The organism is Vibrio sp. Vb1574, from assembly GCF_033338675.1.
This window is the reverse complement of the sequence record NZ_JAWOTC010000035.1, coordinates 1-12,233: the sequence shown is the minus strand read 5'-3', so window position 1 is coordinate 12,233 and position 12,233 is coordinate 1. Positions and strand designations below refer to the sequence as shown.

Annotated in this window: 10 protein-coding genes; all 10 read left to right on the top strand. The window is 46.2% G+C overall.

What is annotated here, in order from left to right:
- Positions 1 to 6: 6 nt before the first annotated feature.
- The 10 genes from flgD to R7O12_RS17930 all read left to right on the top strand — a co-directional run bounded on the left by flgD (position 7) and on the right by R7O12_RS17930 (position 11,726).
- Positions 7 to 717: a flagellar hook assembly protein FlgD gene (gene flgD, locus R7O12_RS17975; RefSeq protein ID WP_005382029.1), complete on the top strand. Its 711-nt coding sequence runs from the start codon at positions 7 to 9 to the stop codon at positions 715 to 717.
- Positions 718 to 747: 30 nt separating this feature from the next.
- The gene (flgE, locus tag R7O12_RS17970; RefSeq protein WP_005382030.1) at positions 748 to 2,061 is read left to right on the top strand and encodes a flagellar hook protein FlgE; all 1,314 of its coding nucleotides are present in this window, start codon (positions 748 to 750) and stop codon (positions 2,059 to 2,061) included.
- Between the two features lie 330 nt (positions 2,062 to 2,391).
- Positions 2,392 to 3,141 (top strand): flagellar basal-body rod protein FlgF, encoded by a 750-nt coding sequence (gene flgF / locus R7O12_RS17965; protein ID WP_005382031.1) that lies wholly within the window; start codon positions 2,392 to 2,394, stop codon positions 3,139 to 3,141.
- Between the two features lie 18 nt (positions 3,142 to 3,159).
- Positions 3,160 to 3,948, top strand: a complete 789-nt coding sequence (flgG, locus tag R7O12_RS17960) for a flagellar basal-body rod protein FlgG (protein ID WP_005382032.1) — start codon at positions 3,160 to 3,162, stop codon at positions 3,946 to 3,948.
- A 30-nt stretch (positions 3,949 to 3,978) separates the two neighbouring features.
- Positions 3,979 to 4,758: a flagellar basal body L-ring protein FlgH gene (flgH, locus tag R7O12_RS17955; RefSeq protein ID WP_005382033.1), complete on the top strand. Its 780-nt coding sequence runs from the start codon at positions 3,979 to 3,981 to the stop codon at positions 4,756 to 4,758.
- Between the two features lie 43 nt (positions 4,759 to 4,801).
- Positions 4,802 to 5,893, top strand: coding sequence for a flagellar basal body P-ring protein FlgI (locus tag R7O12_RS17950; RefSeq protein WP_005393118.1), 1,092 nt, complete (start codon positions 4,802 to 4,804; stop codon positions 5,891 to 5,893).
- Positions 5,894 to 5,909: 16 nt separating this feature from the next.
- Complete coding sequence (gene flgJ, locus R7O12_RS17945; protein WP_115385802.1) at positions 5,910 to 6,836, top strand: flagellar assembly peptidoglycan hydrolase FlgJ; 927 nt, start codon at positions 5,910 to 5,912, stop codon at positions 6,834 to 6,836.
- A gap of 160 nt (positions 6,837 to 6,996) precedes the next feature.
- Positions 6,997 to 8,937, top strand: coding sequence for a flagellar hook-associated protein FlgK (flgK, locus tag R7O12_RS17940; RefSeq protein WP_250654269.1), 1,941 nt, complete (start codon positions 6,997 to 6,999; stop codon positions 8,935 to 8,937).
- 13 nt (positions 8,938 to 8,950) lie between these two features.
- On the top strand, positions 8,951 to 10,144 hold the full coding sequence (flgL, locus tag R7O12_RS17935) for a flagellar hook-associated protein FlgL (protein ID WP_005382037.1): 1,194 nt from the start codon (positions 8,951 to 8,953) through the stop codon (positions 10,142 to 10,144).
- Positions 10,145 to 10,571: 427 nt separating this feature from the next.
- Positions 10,572 to 11,726, top strand: coding sequence for a flagellin (locus tag R7O12_RS17930; RefSeq protein ID WP_005382038.1), 1,155 nt, complete (start codon positions 10,572 to 10,574; stop codon positions 11,724 to 11,726).
- Positions 11,727 to 12,233: the final 507 nt, after the last annotated feature.

The following is a 12,233-nucleotide window of genomic DNA, read 5'->3' as shown; positions in this document are numbered from 1 at the left end:
TAGCGTATGGCCGGAATTAACAACGTTGGTCAAAGCGGCTTGTCCTATATCGACCAGCTTAAAAGTCTACAAGAGAGTAACAAGAAAGCGGAAGAGAGCACGGGTAAGCAGGACCTAAAACAGGAAGACTTCTTATCATTGCTCACGAAGCAACTGTCTCAGCAAGACCCTTTTAAGCCGGTAAGTAATGACCAGATGATTGCGCAAATGGCTTCATTTGCGACCGTTGATGGCATTGGCAAGATGAACACTCAGTTTGAGAGTTTGAATTCGTCAATGACATCAAATCAAGCGTTACAAGCTTCCTCTTTGGTAGGGCGTGACGTATTGGTCCCAGGAGCAGCAGGTGTGAAGCAGGACGACGCACCAATGGCGGCAATGGTTAAGCTTTCACAATCTATCGATAATTTGTTTGTTCGTGTAGAGGATGAAGCTGGCCAACTGGTTCGTACCTTTGAGGTAGGGGCGAAACCAGCCGGCGACACGCGTGTGCTTTGGGACGGTAAAGATGAAAGCGGAAATCCACTGCCAGCTGGCAAATACAAAGTGAAAGCGTCTGGCTTAGTTGAGGGGGAGTCGCAAGAGTTCCCAGTATCGACGTATGCCAACGTAAACAGCGTATTGCTTGGCAAAGGTGACGGAAACGTATTACTCAATCTGGCTGGTTTTGAATCGCCAGTTCGACTTGCAGAAGTATTGGAAGTCGGCAAAGCGTAGTCATAGCTCGCTAGATTAGGAGATTTTGGAATGTCATATGTATCTTTAAGCGGTTTGTCCGCCGCCCAACTGGATTTGAACACCACCAGTAACAACATTGCGAACGCCAACACGTACGGCTTTAAAGAGTCCCGTGCTGAGTTTGCTGATGTTTACTCTAACTCTTTATTTACTAACGCAAAAACCACACCGGGTGGTGGTGCGCAAGCAAGCCAAGTGGCACAGCAGTTCCATGAAGGCTCTAGCATTTACACCAACAACCCAATGGATTTGCGTGTTTCGGGGACAGGTTTTTTCGCTGTAGCGAAAGAGCGTCTAACTCCACAACAGAATGAACTGACACGTAATGGTGCATTTCACTTAAATAAAGAAAACTACATGGTGACCGCGAACGACGAGTTCTTGTTAGGTTACCAAGTGGACCCAAGCTCTGGTGAGGTTTCTTCATACGAGCCACAACCCATCAATATTCCTGCTGAATTTGGTAAGCCAAAACAAACAGCAAACATTGAAGTGGGTGTGAACTTGCCAGCGAACGGCGATTTGAAAGATCCAACGCAGTTTGATTTTTCAGACCCAGATACATACAACCGTTCAACCTCTTCGACAATTTATGACTCGATGGGTCAGTCTTACAAGCTAACGACGTATTACTTGAAAGATCAGACTCAGCCAAATACATGGAACACTTACTACACCGTGACAGATAAAGAAGGTGAAAAGCCTTTAAATGTTGCGGCTGGTGATGCGCAAACGCCAACAGGTCATGTGGGGCATACCATGAAGTTCAACAACGATGGTACGTTGGCGAGCTTGAACAATGGTCAGCCAATCACTTCTGTGGCTCTGGGTGATCCGGCGACGAACACGACACCAGTCGATATGAATGGTGCCGATCCTGCGCAGACGCTTAACTTCGGCTTAGGCTCAGCAACACAGTTTGCGGCTCCGTTCGAACTGACTAAGTTTGACGAAGACGGTGCAACAACGGGCTTCCTAACCAAAGTTGACTTCGATGAAAACGGCAGCGTATTGGGAACTTACTCAAACGGTGAAAACGTTACATTGGGTCGTGTTGCTCTCGTACGTGTTCCAAACGAGCAAGGTCTGGATAAGAAAGGCGGTACTCAATGGGATTCAACGCAGTTCTCTGGTGACAAGATCTGGGGTGAATCAAATAAAGGCTCTTTCGGCACCATCAATAACGGTATGCTGGAACAGTCAAACATTGATATGACGCAGGAGTTGGTGGACCTGATCTCTGCTCAGCGTAACTTCCAAGCAAACTCACGTTCGCTCGAAGTACACAACCAACTACAACAGAATATCTTACAGATCCGCTAGAGCACTAGCTGGGTCATTCGATACTCTGCTTGAGTAAGCAATGGCGTGTGATTGCTTCTTAGTAATTACCGCTTTGTTCATTTTCATCATGACATTCATCTGATGCTTAGCCTTAATACACCTCACTCAGGCTAAGCATGCTTTGATCTACGATTTGCCGCTGTTGCCGCCGTATGGATCAAAACCTTGCCTCTCGTTACAGTTTTCTGCCCCTATTGACCTCTTTTAATTGTTGATTTTTAATTCAAAGTATTGATTGATAAGCCTATTTTTGTTTTGGCATAACTATTGCTTTTACTCCGTGTACAGAGAGATTTTTTGGAGTAATTTATGGATCGCGCACTGTTTCTCGCAATGAGTGGCGCCAAGCAAAATATGCAGGCACTACAATTGCGCGCTAATAACTTGGCTAACGTAAGCACGACCGGATTTCGGGCTGATTTAGCACAGGCTCGCTCAATGCAGGCTTATGGTGAAGGCCATCCTTCACGTGTATTCAGCATGACAGAGCGTCCAGGGCATAACTTTGCTCAAGGTAGCGTGATTACAACAGGGCGTGATCTGGATGTGACGATTGAAGGCAGCGGTTGGATATCGGTACTCGATCATACAGGGAAAGAAGGGTTGACCCGTAACGGCAACCTAAAAGTCGATCAAAATGGCATGCTTACCAACGCAAGTGGTCATTTGGTGCTGGGTGAAAACGACGCGCCGATTACTTTGCCTATCCCTCTCTCCAAAATTGAAATCGGTCGGGATGGCACCATCTCTGTACTTCCTCAAGGTGCCCCGGCAGAAGAATTCCAAGCGGTTGATCGCATTAAGCTCGTTAAGCCTAATGATCAAAGCTTGTTTAAAGACACCAATGGCTTATTTCGCCATAAAACTCCAAACCAACCTTACGAAGCAGACGCGACTGTTAGTCTCCAGACGGGAGCGATAGAAGGCAGTAACGTGAATGCCGTAGGTGAAATGACCGCATTGATTGACTTACAACGTCAGTTTGAAATGCAAGTCAAGATGATGAGCACAGCTGAAGAAATGGATAAATCTTCAGATTCACTGCTTCGTATGAGTTAACAGAGTTAGAGGTTCACTATGCATCCAGCACTATGGGTAAGTAAAACAGGTCTAGACGCCCAACAAACCAACATTGCCACGATTTCGAACAACTTGGCGAACGCCTCTACTGTCGGCTACAAAAAGAGCCGTGCAGTATTCGAAGATTTGTTCTATCAGAACATCAACCAGCCTGGCGGCCAGTCATCTCAGAACACGGAACTGCCAAGTGGCTTGATGCTAGGTGCGGGTTCTAAAGTGGTTGCGACGCAAAAAGTGCACACGCACGGTAATGCACAGACAACGACCAACGCACTGGACATGATGGTGGAAGGCGACGGCTTTTTTCAAGTGACATTGCCGGACGGCAACATCGGTTATACCCGTAACGGTCAGTTCACGCTAAATGGTGAAGGCACGTTAGTCACGTCGGGTTCTGGCTACCCTGTAGAGCCTGAAATTGTGATTCCAGAAGATGCGATTTCTATTACTGTCGGTACGGATGGTGAAGTGTCGGTTCGCGTCCGAGGGCAGCAAGACAACCAAGTCGTTGGTCAGTTAACCATTACAGATTTTGTTAACCCGGGTGGCCTAGAGCCAATTGGTCAGAACCTTTACTTACCAACGGGGGCCAGTGGCGATCCACAAGAGGGTGTTCCTGGTTTGGACGGTTTGGGGGAAATTCGTCAATCCATGCTGGAAGCGTCCAACGTGAATGTAACAGAAGAGTTGGTCAACATGATCGAAGCCCAGCGCGTTTACGAAATGAATTCAAAAGTGATCTCGTCAGTCGATAAGATGATGAGCTTCGTTAACCAGCAATTGTAACGATTAAGAGCAAGATTTGAGGAGCTCACGATGAAACGTATTTGCCTACTCGCTTTGATTGCTACGATGTCGGGCTGTGCCATGTTGGAACCGATTGAAACGGATGAAGTGACACAAGCAACCACTGTGGTCGACGCAGTAGAAGGCGATAAATCGAAAGAAGAGAGCAGCGGTATTGTAGATACTTTACGTGGTAGAAGCGATCCGGTTGCTGGCGACCCTGCTTGGGCTCCAATTCATCCGAAAAACAAACCTGAGCATTATGCTGCTGCAACAGGTTCGTTGTTTAGCGCCGAGCACATTACCGATCTCTACGACGATTCTAAACCACGTGGTATTGGCGACATTATTACCGTAACACTGGATGAGACAACCAGTGCGACGAAAAGCGCAAATGCCGATTTATCGAAAACCAATGAAGCGCAAATGGACCCGCTTCAAGTGGGCGGAGAAGAGCTGCAAATTGGCGGAAAATATAATTTCTCTTATGACTTAAACAATTCCAACTCATTTGCAGGTGACTCTTCTGCAAAGCAGAGCAACAGCATCAGTGGTTACATCACTGTTGAGGTGATTGAAGTACTGGCAAACGGGAACCTCGTGATCCGCGGTGAGAAGTGGATGACGCTAAATACAGGTGATGAGTACATACGTTTAAGTGGCACTATTCGTCCGGATGATATTAATTTCGACAACACCATTGCATCAAATCGTGTTTCTAACGCAAGAATTCAATACTCAGGGACTGGTTTGCAACAAGATATGCAAGAGCCAGGCTTCTTGGCACGATTCTTTAATGTAGCGCTATAACACGCCGTTCTGACGGCAATTTGACTGCAAGAGATAAGTAAGCATGAAAAAACTCCTTTTAGTACTGATGAGCGTTGCTCTGTTTTCTACCGTAGCCCAAGCCGCACGTATCAAAGACGTCGCGCAAGTGGCAGGTGTACGAAGCAACCAACTCGTGGGTTATGGTTTGGTTTCAGGCTTACCTGGTACGGGTGAAGCGAACCCGTTTACAGAGCAAAGTTTCGCCGCCATGCTGCAAAACTTCGGCATTCAGATGCCGCCGGGCACAAAGCCAAAAATTAAAAACGTTGCCGCAGTCATGGTTACGGCAGAGTTGCCGCCTTTCTCTAAACCGGGTCAGCAAGTGGACGTGACTGTCTCTTCCATCGGAAGTGCTAAAAGTTTGCGTGGTGGCACCTTGCTGCAAACGTTCCTCAAAGGTCTCGACGGTCAAGTTTACGCGGTTGCTCAAGGTAACTTAGTAGTGAGCGGCTTCAGTGCTGAAGGCGCTGACGGTTCTAAAATCGTAGGTAACAATCCAACCGTTGGTCTTATCTCTAGTGGTGCGACAGTAGAGCGAGAAATTCCAAACCCATTTGGTCGTGGTGATTACATCACGTTCAACTTGCTTGAGTCAGACTTCACAACGGCTCAACGTATGGCGGATGCTGTAAACAACTTCCTTGGCCCACAAATGGCGAGCGCTGTTGACGCGACATCAGTGCGCGTGCGTGCTCCTCGTGACGTCAGCCAGCGTGTTGCGTTCTTATCGGCAATCGAAAACCTAGAGTTCGACCCAGCAGATGGTGCAGCCAAAATCATCGTTAACTCACGAACGGGCACCATCGTAGTTGGTAAGCATGTGCGTCTTAAACCTGCAGCAGTAACGCATGGCGGCATGACGGTTGCGATCAAAGAAAACCTGAATGTTAGCCAACCTAACGGCTTTTCTGGTGGGCAAACCGTTGTCGTACCAGACTCGGATATCGAAGTCAGCGAAGAGCAGGGCAAGATGTTTAAGTTTGAGCCAGGCTTAACGTTGGATGACTTGGTCCGTGCAGTGAATCAAGTCGGCGCAGCGCCGTCGGATTTGATGGCTATCTTGCAAGCATTGAAACAAGCTGGTGCCATTGAAGGCCAGTTGATCATCATTTAATGGTTAGGAGGTAGGTATAATGAACAATCCTAACGACATTGGTTTTATTCATGACATCAGTTCGCTGGATACCTTGCGTCAAAAAGCAGTGAAGGAAGGTAAAGATGGCGAGCAAGAAGCACTGCGTGCAGCAGCTCGTCAGTTCGAATCTATTTTCACCTCCATGATGTTGAAATCCATGCGAGAAGCCAATGAGGGCTTTGAGTCCAACATGATGAACAGCCAAAACGAGAAGTTCTATCGACAAATGTTGGATGAACAGATGGCGAGTGAATTGAGTTCGTCTGGTTCAATGGGACTGGCCGATATGATTGTTAAGCAATTAACGGCTGGGCAAGGGAACGACAAAAAAGAAACGGCTATGCGTGATGCGGCAAACAATGCTGCGGAATATCGTCGTGTTGACCCGAAAAAAGCGCGCGAGATTGAACAGCGCTTGATTGAGTCTGGTCAACTATCTCGACCAAGCAATGAACCCACTCGATTCGATTCACCAGAATCCTTTGTTAACTCGATGAAGCCATACGCGGAGAAAGCTGCGAAAGCCTTAGGTGTCGAGCCATCTCTGCTACTTGCGCAAGCCGCTTTGGAAACGGGGTGGGGACAAAAGGTCGTGAAGAACGCGCGTGGCAGCAGCAACAACTTATTTAATATCAAAGCAGATCGAAGCTGGCAGGGTGACAAAGTGACGACTCAAACTTTAGAGTTCCACGATAACACGCCAGTGAAAGAGACGGCAGCGTTTCGCTCCTACTCAAGTTACGAAGACAGCTTTAATGACTTTGTACGATTTTTGAATGACAACCCACGTTACGAGACAGCATTGCAGAAACGCGGGAATTCAGAGTTGTTTATTCGCGGTATCCACAGTGCGGGTTACGCGACCGATCCGAATTACGCAGATAAAGTCCTGCAGGTGAAGGATAAAATCGAAAGTATGTAATGTCTCTGCGACAATTTATGACGTTCTCGAAGGCTTGCCATAGTGCAAGCCTTCACTTTATCTGAACATCTACGCCTTTCTATCACTTGGCACATCTTTTGCTTTTAATGTGTCTAGGTGATCGGTTTTGCCGATTTATATTTCGTTTTCGGGGGCATGTATGGCGTCAGATCTTCTGAATGTAGGTACTCAAAGTGTGCTTACTGCTCAGAGACAATTAAACACCACTGGTCATAACATTTCTAATGTTAATACAGAGGGTTATAGCCGTCAGTCTGTTATCCAAGGTACGAATGATCCGCGCATGTTTGGTGGTTCTACCTACGGCATGGGTGTGCATGTGGAAAATGTTCGCCGCTCGTGGGATCAGTTTGCCGTGAATGAACTGAACCTGTCGTCGACCAACAATGCCAACAAAACGGATACCCAAGACAATCTTGATATGCTCTCTAGCATGTTGAGTTCAGTGGCATCGAAGAAAATTCCCGAGAACCTGAATGAGTGGTTCGATGCGGTAAAAACCATGGCAGATACCCCGAACGATTTAGGGGCACGAAAAGTGGTATTGGAAAAGGCGAAAATCTTCTCTGATACATTAAATGATTTCCACGAAACCGTTCGACTGCAATCTGATGTCACCAATAAAAAATTGGATATGGGCATTGAGCGCGTTAACCAACTTGCGTTGGAAATTCGCGATATTCATCGACTGATGATGCGCACCCCTGGCCCACATAATGACCTGATGGATCAGCATGAAAAGCTGGTTACTGAGCTGTCAGAGTACACCAAAGTTACCGTAACCCCACGCAAAAATGCGGAAGGGTTTAATGTTCATATCGGCAATGGACACACTCTTGTTTCTGGCACGGAAGCAAGCCAGCTCAAAATGATCGATGGCTATCCGGATGTTCATCAAAGACGATTAGCAATGGTGGAAGGGAATGGCATTAAAGCGATCAAGTCTGATGATATGGATGGCAAAATCGGCGCTTTACTTGAAATGCGCGACAAACACATCCCACAACTGCAAGATGAAATGGGCCGTTTAGCGACGGGTTTTTCCTACAAAATTAATCAGCTGCAATCTCAAGGTCTGGATCTCAACGGTAAGATAGGTAAAGACGTATTTACCGACGCGAACTCTGAGCTGGTAGCAAAATCTCGAGTTTTTGCTGCGCCTGACTCCCAAGCTGATGTTGCGGTTTACATTGAGGATATTTCCGAGATCAAAGGTGGTGAATATTCGCTGCGTTATGATGGCGATCAATACAGCGTGACAACACCGAAAGGTGAGCAAATGTCGTTGAACATCGACCGTTCGGATTCGTCATTTGTTCTGGATGGTATGAAAGTGCAAATTGGTGAAGGCCTTGCCGCCGGTGAGCGCGTATTGCTCCGCCCAACGAGAAGTGGTGCAGCCATCATAAAGATGGAAACCAATGACGCAAAAGCTATTGCCGCACAAAGTTATGAAGCCTCAACCACTTTTGCACAAGGTAACGCCAAGTTTAAAATTCGTGAGGCGGGGGATGTTAAAGAGTTTGAGGTTACCGTACAACCAGCCGACGAGAAGCATGATAAGCCGTGGTTAAAGATCACGGATAACAAGGGTAATTTACTATCGGACAAATACTCATACCCGTTAGATAAAGATAACCCGATGATTGAAATCTCAGTGCCGAAAAGCCATCCGCTGTATAAAAACGGCGATGCAACCGTGTTTGAGTTGAGCGAAGGCGCTCTGATGAATGATAAATTCACCGCAAACTTGGTGCCTTCTGAAGGTGGTAACGGCAACTTGAGAAAAATGCAGAAGATCCAAACAGACAAGATGATGGATGGAAAATCCAGTACCTTGATCGATGTTTATCATAACCTCAATACTGAAGTTGGACTGAAATCTTCTACAGCAAACCGTTTAGCCTCTGTCGCTCGTTTAGAGCATGAAGCGGCGCAAGAGCGCGTTGCTTCTATTTCTGGTGTTAACCTCGATGAAGAAGCGGCCAACATGATGAAGTTTCAACAAGCGTACATGGCTTCATCACGTGTGATGCAAGCGGCGAATGATACCTTCAATACCATTTTACAACTGAGGTAAGGAGAAGAGATAAGTGCTAACCCGAATTTCTAGTTTCCATAACTATCAGTCCGTACAAAATGATCTGCGTCGTCAAGAGAATAAGGTTCACCACAACCAAGAGCAGCTTGCTTCAGGGAAAAAGTTACTGAAACCTAGTGACGACCCCCTCGCTGCGCATTACATCCAAAACATTAGTCAGCAACAAGAACAGCTACAACAATATCTTAGCTCGATAGTGTTGGTGCGTAATCGTCTAGAAAACCACGAAGTTAATATCGCCAATGCGGAGAATTTTGCCGACGAGTCGAAGCGCTTAACGATGGAGATGATTAACGGTGCGTTTTCTGCGGAAGACCGACAAGCAAAGAAGCGTGAGCTAGAAGAGATTGCGAACAACTTCCTTAACTTGGTGAACTCGCAAGATGAATCTGGTAACTACGTGTTTGCTGGCACTAAGCCAAAAAGCCAACCATTTTATCGCGATAAAGACGGTAGCGTGCAATACGCTGGGGACGATTATCAGCGCAAAATGAAAGTCTCCAGCATGCTTGAGATGCCAATGAACGATCCTGGCAGCAAGCTGTTTATGGAGATACCAAACCCATTTGGCGACTATCAGCCGAATTACGATCTACAAAATGGCTCTGAGCTGTTGCTAAACAAAGCTACTAACGTTGACGCTAAGGATGATGCGGCGTATCGCGTGACATTTGTCGATATGAATAACGGCAAATTTGGTTACCAATTAGAGCGTAACGGCAAAGTAGTGGATGCCGATGAGTTTTCTCCAGAGAAAGGGATTGAATACAAAGGCCTGAAAGTGCACGTAAAAGGCCAAATTACGCCTGGTGACAGCATTGAGATCGAAAAGCGGGCAGAGTTCAGCATTTTCGATACCTTCAAGGATGCAATGGCATGGTCAGACAAATCGGTTTCGGATACGTCGGCGACCGCCAAATTGCACCAAATGACAGAAGAATTCCACGCTGCTTTTATCCATTTGAATAAAGCGCGTACAGATGCCGGTGCTCGATTGAGTACGCTGGATATCCAAGAGCAAAATCATGAAGACTTTAATTTGTCTCTGGCAAAAGCGAAGAGCAACTTTGAGGATTTGGATTACTCCAAAGCCGTGATCGAGTTCAGTGAAAACTCGCGAGCGTTACAGGCATCGCAACAAGCATTCGGTAAGACCAAAGATCTAACGTTGTTTAACTACATCTAGTATGGCACTCATACACATTGTCTGATTTTGATGCCTTATGTGCAAAGCCTTAAGCGCGATAAGTCGACGTAACCTGAGAGTCTGAGATGTCATGCGGCACGATTTTACCCAAAGCGGCAATGATGCGGGAGGCAAGTCGGGCGGCAACAGGGCAGCGTTCAATACCCTTGGGCTAAGATGAGTCTGACAAACCGGAAATAGCTTAATGATAAAGCTAACTTATTGTTTATTTGATTCTTTTATAAGTGGTTAAATAATTTACGAAAGTTGGCACACAAATTGTATTGAAAATATCAGAACAGATTTAGAGATTCTAAACCCTGCGTTTAAGGCAGATTTAGCAAGTAACTTTTACGGTCAGTGCTTATCCAAATGAGAGTAAAGCTGGCCGCTTCGCAAAAGCTTGCGAACTCAACAGGAGAGCAAAATGGCTGTAACAGTTAGTACTAACGTCTCCGCGATGACCGCGCAGCGTTACCTAAACAAAGCGACTGATGAATTAAACACGTCGATGGAGCGCTTATCTTCAGGACATAAGATTAACAGTGCAAAAGATGATGCGGCAGGTCTACAGATCTCCAACCGCTTAACTGCACAGTCTCGTGGCCTAGATGTCGCAATGCGTAACGCGAACGATGGTATCTCGATTGCACAAACCGCTGAAGGTGCGATGAATGAGGCAACCTCTGTCATGCAACGAATGCGTGACCTTGCGATTCAATCATCGAACGGTACTAACTCTCCAGCTGAGCGTCAGGCGATCAACGAAGAGTCAATGGCATTGATTGACGAGCTAAACCGTATTGCAGAAACCACTTCATTTGGTGGTCGTCGGCTATTGAACGGCTCATTCGGTGAAGCAGCATTCCAGATTGGTGCGAGCTCAGGAGAAGCCATGATCATGGGACTCACCAGCATTCGTGCGGACGATACTCGCATGGGCGGTGTGACCTTCTTATCTGAAAATGGTAAAGATAAAAACTGGAGCGTTGACCCAGCTAAATCTGACTTGAAGATCACGCTACCAGGTATGGGTGAAGACGAAGACGGCAATGTTGATGATCTAGAAATCAACATTAATGCCAAAGCGGGCGACGACATCGAAGAGCTTGCCACTTACATTAATGGTCAGTCTGATATGATTAATGCGTCTGTAAGTGAAGATGGCAAGTTGCAAGTTTTTGTCGCGCATCCAAACGTTCAGGGCGAGATTTCCATTTCTGGTGGATTAGCATCTGAGCTTGGCCTGAGTGATGAACCTATCAGAACGTCAGTACAAGATATTGATATGACCACGGTACAAGGTTCTCAAAACGCGATTTCTGTGCTGGATTCGGCACTGAAATACGTGGACTCGCAACGTGCAGACTTAGGTGCGAAGCAAAACCGTTTGAGTCACAGCATCAACAACTTGGCGAATATCCAAGAAAACGTTGACGCATCGAACAGCCGAATTAAAGATACAGATTTTGCGAAAGAAACCACGCAAATGACCAAAGCACAAATTTTGCAACAAGCAGGTACATCGATTCTTGCTCAAGCGAAACAGTTGCCAAACTCTGCAATGTCACTATTGCAGTAGTTTACTTAGCCTGTACTCAATACATTCAGACGTGGATGGGAATGCAGGCTTTTGGCAAGCAACTTTACAATAGAATGAGCGGCTCTCTCATCTCTCACCTGCCAATCATTTTCAATGTAAAGTTGCACTCGGTATGCCGGAAATGTGTTCATTTCTCTTGATCTCCACATAGGCTCTGGCGACCAACCTAGCCCCAGTTCTCTCAAAGGAAAAGGGGCTTTTTCTTTTCTAGTTTTCACGTCTATCGTCTGCGAACTTACCTTTAATTGTTTCCTTTTGCTGGTTTTCTATACAATTTAGCCCTCTCGGCTCGATTTGTGGAAACTTGAGCACTTTTTCTTACTTTTCTTCAATTTTATTAGCTAAATCTCGCAATGTTATTTTTTTAAACTTTTTTCTAAAGCTTCTGAATTTGGTGTCGTTAATAGAGGTAACTTTGAGAGAACTACTTGGTTTTCCGAGACGTCGGAAACCGCTACACCGGAAAATCAATTGGAGAAATCACCA

Coding starts and splice junctions, on each gene's coding strand:
- flgK (WP_250654269.1), top strand. CDS start 6,997: ATGGCGTCAGATCTTCTGAATGTAGGTACTCAAAGTGTGCTTACTGCT.
- R7O12_RS17930 (WP_005382038.1), top strand. CDS start 10,572: ATGGCTGTAACAGTTAGTACTAACGTCTCCGCGATGACCGCGCAGCGT.
- flgG (WP_005382032.1), top strand. CDS start 3,160: ATGCATCCAGCACTATGGGTAAGTAAAACAGGTCTAGACGCCCAACAA.
- R7O12_RS17950 (WP_005393118.1), top strand. CDS start 4,802: ATGAAAAAACTCCTTTTAGTACTGATGAGCGTTGCTCTGTTTTCTACC.
- flgE (WP_005382030.1), top strand. CDS start 748: ATGTCATATGTATCTTTAAGCGGTTTGTCCGCCGCCCAACTGGATTTG.
- flgD (WP_005382029.1), top strand. CDS start 7: ATGGCCGGAATTAACAACGTTGGTCAAAGCGGCTTGTCCTATATCGAC.
- flgH (WP_005382033.1), top strand. CDS start 3,979: ATGAAACGTATTTGCCTACTCGCTTTGATTGCTACGATGTCGGGCTGT.
- flgF (WP_005382031.1), top strand. CDS start 2,392: ATGGATCGCGCACTGTTTCTCGCAATGAGTGGCGCCAAGCAAAATATG.